General features: G+C 62.3%; 23 protein-coding genes. 15 read left to right on the top strand and 8 right to left on the bottom strand.

Features of this window, described 5'->3' with window-relative positions; genetic code table 11:
* Positions 1-8: 8 nt before the first annotated feature.
* Entirely contained in the window at positions 9-1,181 is a 1,173-nt protein-coding gene (locus J5286_RS13065) for a DUF1501 domain-containing protein (RefSeq protein ID WP_209190664.1), read from the top strand.
* A 24-nt stretch (positions 1,182-1,205) separates the two neighbouring features.
* Here the strand turns inward: J5286_RS13065 and J5286_RS13060 are convergent, their stop codons facing one another.
* From J5286_RS13060 to J5286_RS13045, 4 genes are all read right to left on the bottom strand, one after another.
* Positions 1,206-1,544, bottom strand: coding sequence for an ArsR/SmtB family transcription factor (locus J5286_RS13060; protein WP_209190697.1), 339 nt, complete (start codon positions 1,542-1,544; stop codon positions 1,206-1,208).
* A 4-nt stretch (positions 1,545-1,548) separates the two neighbouring features.
* Positions 1,549-1,995 carry an SRPBCC family protein gene (locus J5286_RS13055; RefSeq protein ID WP_209190663.1) on the bottom strand — a complete coding sequence of 149 codons (447 nt, stop codon included), beginning with the start codon at positions 1,993-1,995 and terminating at the stop codon, positions 1,549-1,551.
* Positions 1,996-2,076: 81 nt separating this feature from the next.
* Positions 2,077-2,463 (bottom strand): acyl-CoA thioesterase, encoded by a 387-nt coding sequence (locus J5286_RS13050; protein WP_209190662.1) that lies wholly within the window; start codon positions 2,461-2,463, stop codon positions 2,077-2,079.
* The gene (locus J5286_RS13045; RefSeq protein ID WP_209190661.1) at positions 2,460-2,603 is read right to left on the bottom strand and encodes a hypothetical protein; all 144 of its coding nucleotides are present in this window, start codon (positions 2,601-2,603) and stop codon (positions 2,460-2,462) included. Before J5286_RS13045 ends, J5286_RS13050 begins: the two co-directional genes overlap by 4 nt.
* Before the next feature lie 110 nt (positions 2,604-2,713).
* On the opposite strand from J5286_RS13045, the gene J5286_RS13040 reads away from it, so the two are divergent.
* The 10 genes from J5286_RS13040 to J5286_RS13000 all read left to right on the top strand — a co-directional run bounded on the left by J5286_RS13040 (position 2,714) and on the right by J5286_RS13000 (position 10,822).
* Positions 2,714-3,523 carry a hypothetical protein gene (locus J5286_RS13040; protein WP_449090058.1) on the top strand — a complete coding sequence of 270 codons (810 nt, stop codon included), beginning with the start codon at positions 2,714-2,716 and terminating at the stop codon, positions 3,521-3,523.
* Between the two features lie 85 nt (positions 3,524-3,608).
* Positions 3,609-4,640 (top strand): linear amide C-N hydrolase, encoded by a 1,032-nt coding sequence (locus J5286_RS13035; RefSeq protein ID WP_348529260.1) that lies wholly within the window; start codon positions 3,609-3,611, stop codon positions 4,638-4,640.
* A 73-nt stretch (positions 4,641-4,713) separates the two neighbouring features.
* Positions 4,714-6,372, top strand: a complete 1,659-nt coding sequence (locus tag J5286_RS13030; RefSeq protein ID WP_209190658.1) for an alpha/beta hydrolase — start codon at positions 4,714-4,716, stop codon at positions 6,370-6,372.
* 137 nt (positions 6,373-6,509) lie between these two features.
* The gene (locus J5286_RS13025; RefSeq protein WP_155947803.1) at positions 6,510-6,683 is read left to right on the top strand and encodes a hypothetical protein; all 174 of its coding nucleotides are present in this window, start codon (positions 6,510-6,512) and stop codon (positions 6,681-6,683) included.
* A 170-nt stretch (positions 6,684-6,853) separates the two neighbouring features.
* Positions 6,854-7,090: a hypothetical protein gene (locus J5286_RS13020; protein WP_026283371.1), complete on the top strand. Its 237-nt coding sequence runs from the start codon at positions 6,854-6,856 to the stop codon at positions 7,088-7,090.
* 32 nt (positions 7,091-7,122) lie between these two features.
* Positions 7,123-7,257: a hypothetical protein gene (locus J5286_RS31535; protein ID WP_280638473.1), complete on the top strand. Its 135-nt coding sequence runs from the start codon at positions 7,123-7,125 to the stop codon at positions 7,255-7,257.
* Positions 7,258-7,367: 110 nt separating this feature from the next.
* Entirely contained in the window at positions 7,368-8,648 is a 1,281-nt protein-coding gene (locus tag J5286_RS13015) for an extensin-like domain-containing protein (RefSeq protein WP_209190657.1), read from the top strand.
* A 77-nt stretch (positions 8,649-8,725) separates the two neighbouring features.
* Entirely contained in the window at positions 8,726-8,974 is a 249-nt protein-coding gene (locus tag J5286_RS13010) for a hypothetical protein (protein WP_209190656.1), read from the top strand.
* A 163-nt stretch (positions 8,975-9,137) separates the two neighbouring features.
* On the top strand, positions 9,138-10,064 hold the full coding sequence (locus J5286_RS13005; RefSeq protein ID WP_209190655.1) for an ABC transporter ATP-binding protein: 927 nt from the start codon (positions 9,138-9,140) through the stop codon (positions 10,062-10,064).
* Positions 10,061-10,822: an ABC transporter permease gene (locus J5286_RS13000; protein WP_018900601.1), complete on the top strand. Its 762-nt coding sequence runs from the start codon at positions 10,061-10,063 to the stop codon at positions 10,820-10,822. Before J5286_RS13005 ends, J5286_RS13000 begins: the two co-directional genes overlap by 4 nt.
* A 24-nt stretch (positions 10,823-10,846) precedes the next feature.
* Here J5286_RS13000 and J5286_RS12995 read toward each other — a convergent pair whose 3' ends face one another.
* Genes J5286_RS12995 through J5286_RS12985 form a run of 3 tightly spaced genes read right to left on the bottom strand, consistent with a single transcriptional unit; the run spans position 10,847 to position 12,556 of the window.
* On the bottom strand, positions 10,847-11,548 hold the full coding sequence (locus J5286_RS12995) for a TIGR02281 family clan AA aspartic protease (RefSeq protein ID WP_018900600.1): 702 nt from the start codon (positions 11,546-11,548) through the stop codon (positions 10,847-10,849).
* Positions 11,545-11,754 carry a DUF1289 domain-containing protein gene (locus J5286_RS12990; RefSeq protein WP_209190654.1) on the bottom strand — a complete coding sequence of 70 codons (210 nt, stop codon included), beginning with the start codon at positions 11,752-11,754 and terminating at the stop codon, positions 11,545-11,547. The genes J5286_RS12995 and J5286_RS12990 overlap by 4 nt, the downstream gene beginning before the upstream one ends.
* A 19-nt stretch (positions 11,755-11,773) precedes the next feature.
* Complete coding sequence (locus tag J5286_RS12985) at positions 11,774-12,556, bottom strand: adenosylcobinamide-GDP ribazoletransferase (protein ID WP_209190653.1); 783 nt, start codon at positions 12,554-12,556, stop codon at positions 11,774-11,776.
* Positions 12,557-12,694: 138 nt separating this feature from the next.
* Here J5286_RS12985 and cobT point away from each other — a divergent pair, with 138 nt between their 5' ends.
* A complete protein-coding gene (gene cobT / locus J5286_RS12980) occupies positions 12,695-13,717 on the top strand; it encodes a nicotinate-nucleotide--dimethylbenzimidazole phosphoribosyltransferase (protein WP_209190652.1) in 1,023 nt (340 codons plus the stop codon).
* Positions 13,718-13,865: 148 nt separating this feature from the next.
* Positions 13,866-14,246 carry a diacylglycerol kinase gene (locus tag J5286_RS12975; RefSeq protein ID WP_018900596.1) on the top strand — a complete coding sequence of 127 codons (381 nt, stop codon included), beginning with the start codon at positions 13,866-13,868 and terminating at the stop codon, positions 14,244-14,246.
* 5 nt (positions 14,247-14,251) lie between these two features.
* Here the strand turns inward: J5286_RS12975 and J5286_RS12970 are convergent, their stop codons facing one another.
* Positions 14,252-15,787 carry a sensor histidine kinase gene (locus J5286_RS12970; RefSeq protein ID WP_209190651.1) on the bottom strand — a complete coding sequence of 512 codons (1,536 nt, stop codon included), beginning with the start codon at positions 15,785-15,787 and terminating at the stop codon, positions 14,252-14,254.
* Between the two features lie 105 nt (positions 15,788-15,892).
* On the opposite strand from J5286_RS12970, the gene J5286_RS12965 reads away from it, so the two are divergent.
* Together J5286_RS12965 and J5286_RS12960 are read left to right on the top strand one after the other, a co-directional pair.
* Positions 15,893-16,432 (top strand): thermonuclease family protein, encoded by a 540-nt coding sequence (locus tag J5286_RS12965; RefSeq protein WP_209190650.1) that lies wholly within the window; start codon positions 15,893-15,895, stop codon positions 16,430-16,432.
* Positions 16,426-17,061 carry a uracil-DNA glycosylase family protein gene (locus tag J5286_RS12960; protein ID WP_245205911.1) on the top strand — a complete coding sequence of 212 codons (636 nt, stop codon included), beginning with the start codon at positions 16,426-16,428 and terminating at the stop codon, positions 17,059-17,061. Before J5286_RS12965 ends, J5286_RS12960 begins: the two co-directional genes overlap by 7 nt.
* Positions 17,062-17,064 lie beyond the last annotated feature (3 nt).

Genomic DNA, 17,064 nt, shown 5'->3' with positions numbered 1-17,064 from the left:
GCTTTGAAATGACCGATTTCACGCTATCGCGCCGCGGCTTCCTTGCTTCCGCCTGCTGCCTCGCGGCGGCCCCGATCCTCACCCCCGTCACCTTCGCGTCGATGCCGGGAGACAAGCGCTTCGTCACCATCGTGCTGCGCGGGGCGATGGACGGGCTGGCGCTGGTGCAGCCTTATGGCGATGCCGGTTTTGCCGCGTTCCGGCCGACGCTGGCGCTGACGCCGGAGACTGGGCTCATCGATCTCGACGGGCATTTCGGCCTCCATCCTTCGGCAGCCGATCTCATGCCCCTGTGGCGAAGCCGCGAGCTCGCCTTCGTGCACGCGGTGTCGACGCCCTATCGCGACCAGCGCAGCCATTTCGACGGCCAGGACATGCTGGAATCGGGCGGCGAGCATGTCTCGGAAGAAAAGACCGGGTGGTTGAACCGGGCGCTTGCCGTCATCCCGCGATCGGATGCGCGCAAGGCGATCGACGTCAACACCTCGACGGAGCTTATCCTGACCGGGCCCAACAACGTCGATGTCTGGGCGTCGGATTCCAATCTCGGCCCGGCCCGCGACGAGACGCAGTTCCTTCAGCGGCTTTATGCCGGCGACCCTGCTTTCGCGAAGGCCATGGAGGAGGCGACCCGCGCCAACAGCGCGTCCATGGTCGCCGAGCCCGGAGGGCCGCGCGGGCAGAAGGTGGCGGATGTGGCGGCCCTTGCCGGCAACATGCTGAAGGGCGATTACAGGATCGCCAGCTTCTCGATCACCGGCTGGGACACGCATGTCGGCCAGATCGGACAGTTCAAGCGTCCGGTGCAAGATCTGACGGATGCCATCACCACGCTGAAGTCGACGCTGGGGCCGGATATCTGGGCGAAGACCGTGGTGCTCGCGATGACCGAATTCGGCCGGACGGTTCGGGAGAATGGATCCGGAGGGACCGACCATGGCACGGGCGGCTGTGCCGTGCTGGCGGGTGGCGCGATCAATGGCGGTCGCATCCTCGGCCGCTGGCCGGGGCTTGGCGATCAGCAGCTGCTCGATCAGCGCGATCTGGCGCCGACCGCGGATGTGCGGGAGATCGCCGCCGCCATGCTCTATCGGCAGTTCGATGTGAGTATGGATGATCTCACGGCCAAGATATTTCCGGGTGTCAGCTTCGACAAGGGATCGCAGTTCCTGCGGGCGTGAGCCGGCTGACGGGTTTCGCCGGGCTCAACGCTCGACGAAGGCGCGCAGGCGTTCTAGTGCGTCATCCCACTGCCTGGAGACGCCGTCGAGATAGGCGCGCATGATATCGATGCGATCACGGCGGAAACTGTAATGGCTTTCGCGGCCGACCTTCATGCTTTCGACGAGGCCGGCTTTTTCAAGGACAGTCAGGTGCTTGGTGATCGCCTGGCGTGTCAGCTCGGTGCCGCCGGAGAGTCCGGCGATCGAGGACGGATGGCCGTCGCTTAGTGCGGCCAGCAGGGATAGGCGGGTGGGGTCGCCGAGGGCCGCGAAAAGTGCGGCGGCGTCTCGGCCGGCCGTGGTGGCGCCAGGGTTCGACATTTGCTCAGCGTTCGACATGGGCCTTGATGTTCTTGATCTGCTCGGCCCATCCGCCGTCGTTCATGCGGAAGGCCTCAGCGCGGCGGTATTCGGGCACCTTGTCGAAGCCGGACTCGGTGATGGTCAGCCGGGTGCCCTTCGATATCGGCTCAAGACGGAACTCGACCAGCGTCGGGATTTCGGCGGAATAGTCTCTATCGGGATCGACCGCATAGGGGAGCCAGGTGAACGAAAACAGCGTTGGTTCCTCGATGCGCTTGATGGTGACCGTCCAGCGGAGATGCTCGTAGCCGGGATAGAGGATCTTGCCCGTGGCTTCCTCGCCGGCGACGAAGGGCGCGTCGATCTTGACGCGGAACCATTCGCCGAATTCACGGTAATCGCTGATGGCCTGCCAGACGCGGGCAACCGGGGCATTGAGTTCAATGGTCTTTTCGATGCGATCGGACATATTGGCAACCTCCTGGTTGCCTTTTTATCGCTCGGTTCGTTGAGAAAGGCAACCGAAAAGTTGCCCTTCTCTTGTTTCAGGCTATTCGGCCGGAACCTGCTTGGGCTGGCCGTTCTCGTCGAGCGCCACCATGATGAAGGTGCCGGCGGTGACTTTTTCCATCTTGTTGTAGCGGGCCCGGGTCGCCCAGGCCTCGATACAGAGCGTGATAGAGGTGCGGCCGACGCGCTCGATCTCGGTGTAGATGGACAGCGTGTCGCCGATCTTGACGGGCAGAGCGAAGGCCATCTCCTTGACGGCGGCGGTCACGACACGCGCCTTGGCGCGCTCGGCGGCCGAGATGCCGGATGCAAGGTCCATCTGCGCCATGACCCATCCGCCGAAAATGTCACCGGCCGGGTTGGCATCGGCGGGCATCGCCATGGTCCTCAGGGTCAGCGTGCCTTTCGGCTTGGGGTCTTCGGTCATTGGCGCTCCTTTTGAAGGCGGATTTTCAGGTCGATTCCTGCGGACCCTAGCGTATCGGCCGAAAAACCGAAATCGGAGCGTTCAGACAAAAGTGTCGCGCCCTTGCGACCACCCGTCTCTTTGAACTTCGCAATCGGCATTCGATCGCCGTCAGCGAGCAATCCTGCTGATCTCGCTTGAGTTTTCGCCCTCCGGTAGTAAGGTCGCGGCGGGACATTGAAAATGGGGGCTTTCGATGCGGCTTTTGGCGATGGGTGTGGCGACCGTGAGCCTTGCGCTGTTTTCCGCTCTCTCATTTATGCCTGGAAGGGCCGCTGCGGCCGATTTCGACAACAGCAGGATCGCGCCGGAGCGCGAGTGGGCCGTCATCGTCAGCCCTTACGTGTGGGCCGCATCGCTGAATGGCAGCGGATCGCTGGCCGGTTTCGACACGGATGTCGACGTTCCTTTCTCCGATATCTTCGACCATCTCGATTTCGCTCTCATGGGCAATATCGAGATCACCAATGGTCAATGGGGCGTCTATTTCGACGGCCAGCATGTAAAGACCAGCCAGGACGAGCAGGTGTTCTCGCACGAGATCGGGCTCGACGTCACCACGACCACCCTGTCGGCCGGCGCCTTCTTCAAGGCCTATGAGGCGGTTCTCGGCGACGACACGGTGTTCGGCAAGCCGCGAACGCTGTCGATCGAGCCGACCGCCGGTGTGCGCTGGACGAAGCTCGAGGCCGATGTCGCGGCGTTCGGCCTTCGCGCGTCGAAGAGTTCCGACTGGACCGATCCCTTCGTCGGCCTGCGGCTGAATGCCGATCTCACCGAACGCTGGAACCTGTTTGCCGAGGCCGATGTCGGTGGCTTCGGCGTGGGGTCGAAGGTGAGCGTCAACGCGCAGGCCTATCTCGGCTATCGCACCATGATGCTCGGTCATCCGACCGTGCTCAGGGCAGGGTACAGGCTTCTCTACCAGGATTACGAAAACGACGACTTCACCGGCGCGAACAAGTTCAAATGGGACGTCAGCCAGCACGGCCCTGCGATCGGGTTTTCCATGCGCTTCTAGCTTCCGCGATTACCGATATTGGAGAAGCCCCGTGTCTTCGAACCGCCGTCCATCTCGTTTACGCGCTCGCACGGTCGCGACCGCCATCATCGCGTCCGCGCTGCTTTTCGCCGACGTCGCCGATGCCTGCACCCGCGTGGTCTATCTCGGTCCCGACGCGAACGTCATCACCGCACGGTCGATGGACTGGAAGAGCGATATCACCACCAATCTCTACATCCTGCCGCGCGGCACTGAGCGCAGCGGCAAGGCCGGACCGAATTCCATTCACTGGACCTCCAAATACGGGAGCGTCGTCGCGACCGGCTATGATGTGTCGACCACCGATGGGGTGAACGAGGCGGGGCTGAACGCCAACCTCTTGTGGCTGGTCGAATCCGAATATCCGCCCTTCGACAAGTCCAGCAAGCCCGGCCTCACCATCGCGGCCTGGGCGCAATATGTGCTCGATAATTTCGCCACCGTCGACGAGGCCGTGGAGGCGCTTCGGAAGGAGCCCTTTACCGTCGTCACCGACAATGTGCCCGGGGAGAACCGGCTGACGACGCTGCATCTGTCGATGTCGGATGCGACAGGGGATAGCGCCATCGTTGAATATATCGGCGGCAAGCAGGTCATCCATCACGATCGCAAATATCAGGTGATGACGAATTCGCCGATTTTCGATGAGCAGCTCGCCTTGAACTCCTATTGGAAGCAGATCGGCGGCACCGTCATGCTGCCCGGCACCAACCGGGCCGCCGACCGCTTCGCGCGCGCCTCCTTCTATGTCAACGCGATCCCCAAGGACGAGAGCCCCAACCGGGCACTCGCAAGCGTCTTCAGCGTCATCCGCAATGTCTCGGTGCCCTATGGCCTCAACACGCCGGAGGAGCCAAACATCTCGTCGACGCGCTGGCGCACCGTGTTCGATCACAAGCGCAAGCTCTACTTCTTCGAGTCGGCGCTGACGCCCAACACCTTCTGGGTAGACCTGAAAGCGATCGACTTCGCCAAGGAGACCGGCGAGGTGAAACGGCTCGACCTCGGCGAGAGCCAGGACCATACCTACTCCGGCAACGCGACATCGGAATTCAAGGATGCCAAGCCCTTCGTCTTTCTTGGCCTGGGTGAGTAGAAGGCGCGGACTGCGGGGCTTATCTTCGTCTGAGATCGCCGTCGATCGTTGCGGCTAAAGGTTGGGGAGTTGCATGAGACGTCTGCTCGGTGGTCTTTTTCGCTCTCTGTCGGTGATCGGGCTGGTGCTCGCCTTCGCCTTCTTCGCCGCGTCGCTGACGCCGACGCTGATGCCGCGATCCTACATCGTTCAGGGGGCGCTGTCGGGTATTTGCGCGGCCGTCGGCTATCTCATCGGGGTCGCCGCCGTCAGCCTGTGGAAGTATCTCGAACTGCCTTATCGCGGGCCGCTTCTGTCGCAGAGGATGGCCGTGCTGATCTGCGGGCTGATCGTGGCCGTCGTCTTTCTCTGGCAGGCGGCGGGCTGGCAGAACTCGATCCGCGAGCTCTGGCATATGGAGCAGCTCGAAAGTGCTGAGCCGTTCAAGCTCGGAGCGCTTGCTTTCGTCGTCTTTCTCGTTGCGGTGTTGCTGGGCCGCCTGTTCCTGCTGACCTTCCGGTGGACATCGCGGCGGCTCGATCGCTTCGTGCCGCGGCGCGTTTCCAATGTCATCGGCTTTGCGATCGCGGTGGCAGTCTTCTGGTCGGTGGCCGAAGGGGTGCTGATGCGCGGGGCGCTGCATGCGATCGATTCGTCGATGCAGCGGCTGGACGCGCTGATCGAGGATAACGTTCCGATGCCCGCCGATCCGGCCAAGACGGGAAGCAAGGCGTCTCTGGTCGCATGGGACGGACTCGGGCGGCAGGGGCGGCATTTCGTGGCGTCGGGGCCGAGCGCTTCCGATATCGGCGGCTTCTGGAAGGGCGAGGCGCGCGAGCCCATTCGCGTCTATGTCGGCCTCAACAATGCCGATACGATCGAGGCGCGCGCCAAGCTTGCTCTCGAGGAGCTGAAGCGGGACGGGGCGTTCGAGCGATCGATGCTCGTCATCATCGCGCCGACAGGCACCGGCTGGGTCGATCCGGCGGCGATGGATACGCTGGAATATCTGAAGCAGGGCGATGTCGCGAGCGTGGCGCTGCAATATTCCTACCTCTCGAGCTGGCTGTCGCTGCTGGTTGAATCGGAATATGGCGCGCAGTCGGCCAAGGCGCTGTTTCGCGAGGTCTACGGTTACTGGACGACGCTGCCGCACGACAAGCGGCCGAAGCTCTATCTGCATGGATTGAGCTTAGGCGCGCTGAACTCGCAGCTATCGGCCGATATCTTCGACGTGATCGCCGATCCGTTCCAGGGTGCTCTGTGGAGCGGTCCGCCTTTCGAGAGCCGTATGTGGAATGCGGTGACGGCGGGGCGCAATCCGCAATCGCCGGCCTGGCTGCCGACCTTCCGCGACGGATCGATGATCCGTTTCACCAACCAGGAGAACCATCTGGACCTTCCGGGTGCTGCGCAATGGGGGCCGATGCGGATCGTCTATCTGCAATATGCAAGCGATGCGGTGACGTTCTTCGATCCACATTCCTTCTATCGCGAGCCGGCGTGGATGCAGGCGCCGCGCGGGCCGGATGTCTCGCCGAGCCTCAGGTGGTTTCCCGTGCTGACCATGTTCCAGCTGCTGTTCGATCTGATGATCGCGACGACGTCGCCGATGGGCTACGGCCATGTCTATGCGCCCGAGCACTATATCGACGCCTGGATCGCCGTTGCCGGATTGACGGTTGATCCCGGCGAGGTGGCGGCGCTCAAGATGCGTTTCGCGCAAGCAGCCGCTCAAGGCGGGAACGACTGAGGTCGGGTGGCGCGATGACGGTTTGTGCCGTCTCGACTGTTCATAAGCTGGAATATGATCGTGATTAACCACGTTCATTATGGGTTCGTTTAGGCTCCCGTAGCAGTTTGCCCGGGCGTGGCTGGGAAACCACATCTTTGAGGTTCAAACTGATGACCTATAGCGGGTTGCTTCTTTCCGCCGTCGTTGCCGGCCTGATCACGATCCTTGCGATCGGCAGCCGTCCTGCGTCCGAGACCGCGTCCAACTGGCCGCAGATGGAACTGACGAAGACCGATCGCATCGTCACCGGAAGTGTGCCGGCGCGGTAATTCTCTGCGATCCGGCGAAGCCGCTTAGGGCGGCTTTGCCAATTCATAACGGCTTACTCTGCCGGATATGGCTCCACTACAATAAATCACTCATTTGTTTTCATGGGTGGCGCAAGTAAACGATTAATTTACGGCAACCTAAGAGAGTGGGGTATTGAAGGCGTTACCCGATGAATAGCTCCACACCTCGTTACGATGTAATTTGCGATCCGCTCGACATGTGGATGGTCTGGGACCATCAGGCAGAAGAGCCCGCATGCTTTGGCGGCCAGATCCTCAACGGATTGACCGAAGGCCATGCCGTCGAGGTCGCCAAGATCATGAACGAGATCTATGGCAGCGGCCGCCCGGTTCGTCGCGCCGCGATCAACTTGTCCGACGACAAGGATCTGCGTTACGTCAGTTGACGCTGCGGCTCGTCCGCTCTGCAGTTCCCGCCATGCTGTTCGCAGCACCTCTTTCCAGCCTGACAGACAAACCTGCGCATATGTCGCCGATCGGTGACTATCGCGCGCCGATCCCGGATTTTTCGCCCGGATTAGGGCTTTTGTTTCAAACGCTTCCGCAATCGTGATCGGCCACGCTGGCCTTGTCCGGGCTGGGGGTAAGGTTTCGTTCACCGCTTTTTATTAAATTTGGACCGAAGTTTTTTGGTCACTGCCGATCTTCGGAAGCGATGAGAGTATGGCGTTTGTTTCCATCATGCGGCGTTATGTGCTGCCCGTGCTGCTGTCGACAGCGCTGACGACGTGCTCGACGGATGCGCTCGTTCCGCCCGGCAGCGTGGACAGCGGCACGAAGGTCGGTTCCATCTCGCCGCCGCGGCGCCAGGCGCCGGTCAACATGCCCTCCAGCGCCATCGATCAGGCCTATCCCGCCGGCAACCAGCCCGTTCAGGGCTCCGTCGATTATATGAATACGCCCAATCTTGCCGGTCGCGGACAGGCGAGCGCGGCACCTCCGATGACGAACGATCAGGCGTCTGCCGGCGCACGCGGTGTCGCCGGCCAGTTCAGCGGCCAGCCGGCCACCTGGGGCGGGACCCAGGCGCTTGCCGTACCGCCCGAGGGCGTCAACATGGATGCGGAGCTGGGGGCGGAGCCGGTCACCGGTCTCGCGCAGGAAGAGCAACAGCAGATCGCCGAGGGACAGTCGGACCAGCCCGTCGTCGATGGCATCGGCACCGATAACCCGACGCAGATGAACCGGATGCGCGCACGACGGCCAGCGAGCCAGGCTGCGATGGGACAACAGCAGCAGGTCTGGGGCGACGGCAGTGCCGTCGTGGCGCCGGCGCGCGTGCCTGAAGAGAGCGAGCCGCAGGAAGTGGCGATGCTGCGGCCGAACAATCCGATGGATAGCGAGCCGCAGATGAGCCAGCCGGCGCCGGTGGTGCCCGGCGTGATGCCGAGTTCTGAGCTTTCCTGCCGGCGCGAACTGAAGCGGATGGGCGTGGTCTTCACCGACAAGCCGCCGATCTCCAACGGGCCGGCGTGCCAGGTGCCTTACCCGATCTCGCTGCAGGGTCTGTCCGGCAATATCGGCGTCCGCCCGGCGGTGACTTTGAACTGCCAGGTGACGCTCGCGTTTGCCAAGTGGGTGAAGAACGAGCTCGCTCCGTCGGCACGGTTTCGCTACTGGTCCGGCATCAAGACGATCCAGCCGCTCGGCGGCTATAGCTGCCGCCGCATGAACAACAGCCGCCAGCGCTACAATCCGATGTCCGAGCACGCACACGGCAACGCGATCGATGTCGGCAAGTTCGTGTTGAAGAGCGGTCACGAGATCGATGTGCGCAAGAAGGGTCTTTTCTCCTTCCGCGAGGGCAAGCTGCTCAAGGCCGTGCGGACCGATAGCTGCAAGTATTTCAACACGGTGCTCGGCCCCGGCAGCAATCCGGAGCACTGGAACCACTTCCATTTCGATCTGCGCGAGCGCAAGAGCGGCAAGGTCTATTGCGACTGACGGCATTCGCGGCCCGGCATCGACGCGGCTGCGGGAATCGCTTTAAACGGGCTCCCTATCAGTAAGAGGAGATCGTTGTGGCCGAGAAAAAGCGCCCGAATATTCTGTTTTTCATCGCGATCGTCGTGATCGCCGCTGTCGCGGTGTTCGGCGGCCGCTGGTATGCCTATGTGGCCTATGCGAGCGATCCGTTCGATGAAATGGGCATCAGCCTCAATATGAAGATGCCCGAGTTCATTCGCGTCAAAGGCTGCGAGATGTTGAAGGCGCGCTTCGAAGGCAAGACGCTGCCGCCGGCTGGCTGCAGCGTGAACGGTGCCTGGTAGCAAGGCTGTGGGGGCCTTGAAGTCCTGACGATCGCGGAACCGCGTTTTCAATTGCATCGTTTTCGAGCAAATGAATACTCTGTTCGCAGTCAATGGGATGTAAAACTGTCGCGGAGCGGCTATATAGCGGCGAAATCCTTCCTTTCGTCTTCAAGAGCCCTTCATGGCCCCCATTATTTCCATCCGCAATCTCACGAAAATCTACGGTAACGGCTTCCAAGCACTAAAGGGCATCGATCTCGATGTGGAGAAGGGCGAGATCCTCGCGCTTCTCGGCCCGAACGGTGCCGGCAAGACGACGATGATCTCGATCGTCTGCGGCATTGCCAATCCGAGCGGGGGAACCGTGCTTGTCGGCGGCCACGACGTGGTCAAGGACTTCCGGGCGACCCGGTCGATGATCGGGCTGGTGCCGCAGGAGCTGACCACCGACCAGTTCGAGACGGTGTGGAACACGGTGAGCTTCTCGCGCGGCCTGCACGGCAAGAAGGCCGATCCCGCGCATATCGAAAAGGTGCTGCGCGACCTGTCGCTCTGGGACAAGAAGGACAATACGCTGCGCCAGCTCTCCGGCGGCATGAAGCGACGCGTCCTGATCGCCAAGGCCCTGAGCCACGAGCCTGAAATCCTGTTTCTCGACGAACCGACCGCCGGCGTCGATGTCGCGCTGCGCAAGGATATGTGGCACGCCGTCGAGAAGCTGCGCGAGGCGGGCGTCACCATCATCCTGACGACGCACTATATCGAAGAGGCCGAGGAGATCGCCGACCGCGTCGGCGTGATCAATGGCGGCGAGCTACTTCTGGTCGAGGACAAGACGGCACTGATGGCCAAACTCGGTCGCAAGCAGCTGATCCTGGAGCTCACCGAGCCGCTCGAAGAGCTGCCCGCAAGCTTCGCCGGCAACGGGCTTGCGCTCACCGCCGGCGGCAACCGGCTGACCTACGAATTCGACGCCGAGAACGACCAGGAAAGCATCGCCGCGCTACTGACACGGCTTGCCGAACACAACATCCATTTCAAAGACCTGTCGACGCAGCAGAGTTCGCTCGAAGATATCTTCGTGGCGCTCGTGGGAGGCGCAAAATGAACTTCGAAGCCGTCAAATCCATCTATTTCTTCGAAATGGCCCGCACACGCCGCACCCTGTTGCAGAGCGTGGTTTCGCCCGTCATCTCGACGTCGCTTTATTTCATCGTTTTCGGTGCGGCCGTCGGGTCGCGCATCCAGGAAGTCGAGGGAATCTCCTATGGCGCCTTCATCACGCCGGGCCTGATCATGCTGACGCTGCTCGGGCAGTGCATCGGCAACGGTTCCTTCGGCATCTACTTCCCGAAGTTCACCGGGACAATCTACGAAGTGCTGTCGGCGCCGGTGGCGATGGCCGAGATCCTGCTCGGCTATGTCGGGGCGGCCGCGACCAAAGGCTTGATGATCGGGGTAATCATTCTGCTGACGGCGAATTTCTTCGTCGAGGTGAGGATCGAGCATCCCTTCATGATGGCGCTGTTCTTCGTGCTGACGGCCGTGACCTTCAGCCTGTTCGGCTTCATGATCGGTCTCTGGGCGAACAATTTCGAGCAGTTGAACCTGATCCCGATGCTGGTCGTGCCGCCGCTGACCTTCCTTGGTGGTAGCTTCTATTCGATCAACATGCTGCCGCCCTTCTGGCAGGCGGTCAGCCATTTCAATCCGGTGCTCTATCTGGTCAGCGGTTTCCGTTGGAGCTTCTACGGCATCGCCGACGTCAATCCGTTGATCAGCCTCGGTATGATCTCGCTGTTCCTGGCGATCTGCCTGGGAACGCTCGGCTGGATGTTCAGGACCGGCTACAAGCTGCGCAACTGATAACTTGCCGGGCGCACGCAGCAGCTAGTCGCGCATCCTGAGTTCGTCGGTCTGCATCTGCAGCGAACCCAAGGTCTCGAGGAAGCTCATGCCGAGCAGGCTCTGGTCGAGCCGTCCGTCCTCGGCGACGCTGCCGGCGACGTTGTTGCGCACGATGGGGCCGATCGCCACTTCAGACAGCGTGACGGGGGCTGCCTGGGCGCGGCCGTTGGCGGTCATCACGCTCATCGAATAGGTCAGGTTATCTGGGATGATGCCGACACGCTCGGCGTCCTCGCGCGACAGCGCGATCATGCTGGCGCCGGTGTCGACAAGCATCGTGATCGTCTGGCCGTTGATCTCGACATCGGCCTCGAAATGACCATTCAGCAGCTTGTGTAGGATGACTTCCTTGCCGCCTTCGCTGGTGGTCACGACCACGGCGCGGCCGGGAATGAGGCCCGCCAGCAGACGGTTGCCGACGCTGAGCGCGTCGTAGCGATAGAGATAGACGGTGGCGAGGCCGAGGATCAACACCAGCCAGATCATCATGTGGCGCATCGTCTCGCCGACGCTGATACGCCGCCCCCAGATGCCCGCGGCCAGCATCAGCGCGATGGGGAGAAGATAGAGCATGCGGCCGAAATCGTCGGTCCTGACGCCGAGGATCTTGGGGCTATCGTGGTTGAAGAGCAAGATGAGAAGGCCGATGCCGAGACCGCCAAGTCCAATCGTCAGCCTGTTCATGTGGTGAGCTCCGTGCTTGCCATCGTCTCGCGCGATGCCGCTGAGGGGATCGCTTTCATCCTGGCGGGCAGCAGGCGCATGACCGCGTGCCTCTCTTCATCCGAAAACGCCGCCCAGCCGACAATCTCCTCGATCGTTCGGCCGCAGCCCGCGCAAAAGCCGCTGGATGAATCAATGGAGCAGATGTTGATGCACGGGCTTATCATGACAGATGATATCGTTGTTTCACAAAGCCATGGCAAGAGCGCACAGTGCCGCCATCTCGGAAATTTGAGCGGTGGCGCCCAGCGTATCGCCGGTATGGCCGGAGAGGGTCACACGGGCCACGCGGGTGAAGATCATTGCGCTGAGGCCGCAGGCGAGCAGGGCGCAGATGAGCGGCAGAAGGCCGAGGCTCGGCCAGATCAGCAGCGCTGCCAGTGCGCAGGCCAAGACGACCGCCATCTGCATGACGCCTTCGCTGGGCTGGCCAACGGCTGCGGCCACGCCATCCGCCTTGGCCGGCGGCAGGCGGTGCCAGTGCCAGACAAGTGCGCCGCGGCTGATGCAGCCGATAGCCGGCAGGGCGAGTGCTGCCGCGAATGGCACGACGCCGCGCGCGATGGCGGCGATGGCGGCGGCGCGAATTGAGAAAGAGAGGATCAGCGCGATGGCGCCATAGGTGCCGATGCGGCTGTCCTTCATGATCGACAGCCGCTGGGCGCGGTCGCGGCCGCCACCGATGCCGTCGGCGCAATCGGCAAGGCCATCCTCGTGCAGCGCGCCCGAGACGATTGCCTGTACCGCCAGTGCCACCAGCGCCGACATCAGCCGATCGGCGCGCAGCCCGAGCATGACGAACAGAACGATTGCGGGCAGCAGGCCGATGATGATGCCGGCAACCGGAAAGGCGCGCGCGACGCGACCGAGTTTTCCGTCGTACCCCGCAAAGGCCGCGCTAGGCATCGGAATACGGCTCAGGAATGCGACGGCACGCGCGATATCCGCCACATAGGTTGCGATGTTCATGGCGCGTCCGCTCCCGGGGATGATGTCTGGCGCTTTTTAGAGTTGTTCCGCTTCGCGGCTGGATTTAAGAGTGGCCGCGAAAGAAGCTGATTTGCAGCCATAAGACAAGTTTACAGACGAGACAAGGAAGCCGCATCCATGAGCGTTTCAGGCCTGCCGTTCGACGATTTCCGGACACTTCTGCGCGATCTGCCGGGGCCGGATCCACGGGCGCTGGTCGCTGCCCGCGAGCGCGATGCCCAGTTGACCAAGCCGCCGGGCTCGCTCGGGCGCCTTGAGGAAATCGCCTTCTGGCTCGCCGCCTGGACGGGCCGCACGCCCGCCGTCAACCGGCCGCTCGTGGCGATCTTCGCAGGCAACCATGGTGTGGTGAAGCAGGGCATCACGCCGTTTCCGCCGACCGTGACGCAGCAGATGGTCGAGAACTTCGCGGCCGGTGGTGCTGCGATCAACCAGATCTGTGTGGCCTATGATCTTGGGCTCAAGGTGTTCGACCTGGCGCTCGATTACCCGACCGGCGACATCACCGAGGAGCCCGCGCTCTCCGAGCGCGATTGTGCCGCCACCATGGCCTTCGGCATGGAGGCGATCGCAGGCGGCACCGATCTGCTCTGCATCGGTGAGATGGGCATCGGCAACACGACGATCGCCGCATCGATCAACTACGCGCTTTACGGGGGCAATGCCCGCGACTGGGTCGGCCCCGGCACCGGTTCGGAAGGCGACATGTTCGAGCGCAAGGTTGCGGCCGTCGAAAAGGCGGTGGCGCTGCACAGTGATCATCTCGACGATCCGCTGGAGATCATGCGCCGCCTCGGCGGTCGCGAGATCGCCGCGATGGCGGGTGCAATTCTTGCCGCGCGCGTCGAGCGCATTCCGGTGCTGATCGACGGCTACGTGGCAACGGCCGCCGCCGCCATCCTGCAGGCCGCCAACCCTTCGGCGCTCGATCACTGCCTGATCGGCCATGTCTCCGGCGAACCGGGCCATCTGAAGGCGATCGAGATGCTCGGCAAGACGCCGCTTCTGGCGCTCGGCATGCGGCTCGGCGAGGGCACGGGGGCAGCGCTGGCCGCCGGTATCGTCAAGGCGGCTGCGGCATGCCACTCCGGCATGGCGACCTTCGCGCAGGCAGGTGTGACAAACAAGCACGAACACTGAAGTCATCGCCCGGGTTCAGGGACGGCGTTCAGGTTCGTGACAGGTTTATGACAGATGGCTTGCGACGCGGGCGTGTACACGCTATTCGCATTTTTCTGATATGAAGCGGCAGGCATTGCCGCCATCGACCTGACGACGAGGACGCCTGATGAAACCTGCCGTGACCAAACTCACCGGCATCAGCCACTTCTTTGCTGCCGCCAGTTACTCGCTCGGCGGCTTCAAGCGACTGATCAAGGAGGCCGCGTTCCGGCAGGAGCTACTCTTCGCCGCCGTCGCGCTGATCCTGCTTCTGGCGGTGGGCGCGACGCTTGTCGAACTGATGATCGCGGTCGTCCTGTTCCTGATCGTCTTCGCCATCGAGGCGCTCAACACCGCGATCGAAGAGGTCATCGACCGTATCTCGCCTGAGATATCAAGCGTCGGCAAGCACGCCAAGGATCTCGGCTCGTTCGCCGTGCTCTGCATGCTGACCGCCTGCGGCATCTTCATGCTGTTTACGATCGGCAAGCATTTGATGTTCGGCTGAGCCTATCAGGCAAAGCTGCGGCGCTTGCGGGAGACGGCCTGGGCGTCTTCGACAGCCGGAACCGACTGCAGCACGCGTCGTGCCGGCAGGATGGCGATGACTTCGGTGCCTTCGCGAAGCTTCGATTTCAGGATGAACTGGCCGTCGTGCTTGGCGAGGATCGCCTGAACGATCGGCAGGCCGAGGCCGGTGCCCTGTTCGGCGCTCTTGATGGCGATCGAGCCCTGGCCGAAGGCGGAAAGGACGACCGGGATTTCGTCTTCGGGAATGCCCGGCCCGTTGTCCTTGATCGAGATGTACTGGCCGCCGCCGGCCGTCCAGCCGACCTTGACCATGATCTCGCCGCCCTGTGGGGTGAACTTCACGGCGTTGGACAGGAGATTAAGGATCACCTGACGCATCGATTTCTCGTCGGCCCAGACTGCCGGTAGTTCGAGCTCGAATTGCTGCGAAATGGTGATGTTCTTGCCGCGGGCACGCAGCTGCACCATGCCGATGCAGTCTTCCGAGATATCCAGCAGCGAGATCGCTTCTTCGCTGAGCTCGTATTTTCCTGCCTCGATGCGGGAGAGGTCGAGGATTTCGTTGATCAGGTTCAATAGGTGCTGGCCCGAGCGGTGGATGTCGCTCGTATATTCCTTGTAGGTCGCGTTGTTCAGCGGTCCCATGACCTCGGCCGACATCACCTCGGAGAAGCCGAGGATGGCGTTCAGCGGCGTTCGCAGTTCGTGCGACATGGAGGCGAGGAAGCGGGACTTTGCGAGGTTTGCCTCTTCGGCACGTCGCCGCGCTTCGTCGGACATGGACTTGGCGACTTCGAGTTCTGCGATCAGGTCGTCTTTTTCCACTTGGTAGGAGAGGATGCGCAGGTTCTGCCGGAAGAGGCGGTCGCTGATATAGTGGAAGAAGATGACCGTCGTGGTCAGCGTGGCGGTCAGGCTGATCTCGAGGATCTCGCGGGAAATGCCGGATTTGGCGACGAGCGCGAAGACGACGGGCGAGAAGGTCACCAGCACGCACAGCGTCAGCATGTAGTTCCACATCGCCGTCAGCGACAGCGCGATCAGAAGCGTCGCGCCCTTGTAGAGCACGAGGTTGGCCGGCTCGCAGGCGGCGCAGTCCTGAATGGCGAAATAGGCCCAGCAGCAGCCGATGAGGAACTGGCCGAGGAGCAGCAGGCGGCGCCATTTGCGGGTGCGGATCGCCGTCATCTCGCGCTTGCGGGCGCGGCGCGCGAGAAACACATTGGCGGCATGGGCCGTCAGCGTCAGTATGGCCCAGAGCACGATCTGGGTGTCGCCGGTGAAATAGATGCCGAGGATCGCGATGATGATCACGAAAAGCGGGATGATCGAGGCGCCCTGAAGCACGGCATTGATATAGAGGTTCAGCACATCGCGATCGAAGGCGCCGCTTGGCGCATGGCTCGATTGCAGGCGCTCACGCGTCACCCGCACAGCCTTTGCGACGGGCTTGTTGCGGTGACTCCGTGATTTGTCGACGATATTCTTATCTGTCGATGTGCTTACGCCGTTACTCATTATACACGTGACGCTTGATCTGCGGGTACGTGAACATTAGGGCTCAAATATTAAGAAGTTGTTTGCCAATTTTCCCAAGGGTTTGTTTTTGAAGGAGGCGAAACCGTGACGCGGGGTTTCAGAACCGTTCGTGACGGTGTGACGGCCTTTGCGCTGCTCGCGTTCATCTGGCTGATCGCGGCCAAGCTGAATGATGTCGCCGAGATTTCCCATTCCGGCCGTTTCCACGCGGCTGATGGAGACAGCCTTGCGATCGGCGAGGAGAGGATGCGGCTGAAAGGTATCGATGCGCCCGAACTTGCCCAGACCTGCGAGCGTGGTGGGGCGCGATGGGCGTGCGGGCAGGAAGCCAAGCGCTTGCTGCAGAGCCTTGTTGCCGGCGATGATGCGCGCTGCGTGGGAACCGAGAGGGATCGCTTTCAGCGGCTGCTTGTCGTGTGCCATGCGGGTGGAGCCGATCTCAATGCCGTGATGGTACGGCGGGGCATGGCGGTTTCCTATGGCGCCTATGGTGACGAGGAGGCTGAGGCGCGATCTGAGAAGGCCGGTCTCTGGGCCGGCGCTTTTGAGAGGCCGCGTGACTTCCGCGATCACAGGCAGGATACCGAACGTTCGGGCGGCGTCAGAGGGTTTTTCGGATGGTAGGCGCGCCTGATGGGCTGGAGGAAATGCGCGAGGCGATCACGGACTGTCGGATCTGTCGCGACGCGCCGCTGCGCGGGCCTGATCATCGGCTGCCGCATGAGCCACGGCCGGTGGCTGTCATTTCGACCAAGGCGAGGATACTGATCGCGGGGCAGGCGCCGGGGCTGAAAGTGCATGAGAGCGGCATTCCCTTCAACGATGCATCGGGCGACCGGCTGCGCGAATGGCTGCAGGTCGATCGCGACACCTTCTACGATCGCGATCGTTTCGCCATCGTGCCGATGGGCTTCTGCTTTCCGGGTTACGAGGCCAAGGGCAGCGACCTGCCACCCCGGCGTGAATGCGCGCCTCGTTGGCGGCTGCCCGTGATCGCGGCCATGCCGCAGATCGAACTGGTGCTCGTCATCGGGCAATATGCGCAGGCTTGGCATTTGGGGAGCGAGCGGCGCGGCAGCGTGACCGAGACAGTACGGGCATGGCGGGAGATCCTGTTTGCCAATCGCGCACCGGCCATTCTACCGCTGCCGCATCCGAGCTGGCGCAACACGGGCTGGATCCGGCGCAATCCATGGTTCGAAGAGGAATTGCTGCCGGCCTTGCGGGCGCGCATCACAATGCTTGTGAACTGAAAC

The organism is Rhizobium sp. 16-488-2b, from assembly GCF_017741815.1.
Taxonomy (GTDB): domain Bacteria; phylum Pseudomonadota; class Alphaproteobacteria; order Rhizobiales; family Rhizobiaceae; genus Rhizobium.
The sequence above is the reverse complement of the archived record's forward strand: the minus strand, read 5'-3'. Positions and strand labels throughout refer to the sequence as shown.

Bases quoted from the DNA above. Each gene is read 5' to 3' on its own strand.
- J5286_RS13045 (WP_209190661.1), bottom strand. From the start codon at position 2,603: ATGCCGATTGCGAAGTTCAAAGAGACGGGTGGTCGCAAGGGCGCGACA.
- J5286_RS31535 (WP_280638473.1), top strand. From the start codon at position 7,123: ATGCTGTTCGCAGCACCTCTTTCCAGCCTGACAGACAAACCTGCGCAT.
- J5286_RS13050 (WP_209190662.1), bottom strand. From the start codon at position 2,463: ATGACCGAAGACCCCAAGCCGAAAGGCACGCTGACCCTGAGGACCATG.
- J5286_RS13030 (WP_209190658.1), top strand. From the start codon at position 4,714: ATGAGACGTCTGCTCGGTGGTCTTTTTCGCTCTCTGTCGGTGATCGGG.
- J5286_RS13015 (WP_209190657.1), top strand. From the start codon at position 7,368: ATGGCGTTTGTTTCCATCATGCGGCGTTATGTGCTGCCCGTGCTGCTG.
- J5286_RS12985 (WP_209190653.1), bottom strand. From the start codon at position 12,556: ATGAACATCGCAACCTATGTGGCGGATATCGCGCGTGCCGTCGCATTC.
- J5286_RS13065 (WP_209190664.1), top strand. From the start codon at position 9: ATGACCGATTTCACGCTATCGCGCCGCGGCTTCCTTGCTTCCGCCTGC.
- cobT (WP_209190652.1), top strand. From the start codon at position 12,695: ATGAGCGTTTCAGGCCTGCCGTTCGACGATTTCCGGACACTTCTGCGC.
- J5286_RS12990 (WP_209190654.1), bottom strand. From the start codon at position 11,754: ATGATAAGCCCGTGCATCAACATCTGCTCCATTGATTCATCCAGCGGC.
- J5286_RS12995 (WP_018900600.1), bottom strand. From the start codon at position 11,548: ATGAACAGGCTGACGATTGGACTTGGCGGTCTCGGCATCGGCCTTCTC.
- J5286_RS13005 (WP_209190655.1), top strand. From the start codon at position 9,138: ATGGCCCCCATTATTTCCATCCGCAATCTCACGAAAATCTACGGTAAC.
- J5286_RS13040 (WP_449090058.1), top strand. From the start codon at position 2,714: ATGGGTGTGGCGACCGTGAGCCTTGCGCTGTTTTCCGCTCTCTCATTT.
- J5286_RS12960 (WP_245205911.1), top strand. From the start codon at position 16,426: ATGGTAGGCGCGCCTGATGGGCTGGAGGAAATGCGCGAGGCGATCACG.
- J5286_RS13060 (WP_209190697.1), bottom strand. From the start codon at position 1,544: ATGTCGAACCCTGGCGCCACCACGGCCGGCCGAGACGCCGCCGCACTT.
- J5286_RS12975 (WP_018900596.1), top strand. From the start codon at position 13,866: ATGAAACCTGCCGTGACCAAACTCACCGGCATCAGCCACTTCTTTGCT.
- J5286_RS13000 (WP_018900601.1), top strand. From the start codon at position 10,061: ATGAACTTCGAAGCCGTCAAATCCATCTATTTCTTCGAAATGGCCCGC.
- J5286_RS12970 (WP_209190651.1), bottom strand. From the start codon at position 15,787: ATGAGTAACGGCGTAAGCACATCGACAGATAAGAATATCGTCGACAAA.
- J5286_RS13020 (WP_026283371.1), top strand. From the start codon at position 6,854: ATGAATAGCTCCACACCTCGTTACGATGTAATTTGCGATCCGCTCGAC.
- J5286_RS13055 (WP_209190663.1), bottom strand. From the start codon at position 1,995: ATGTCCGATCGCATCGAAAAGACCATTGAACTCAATGCCCCGGTTGCC.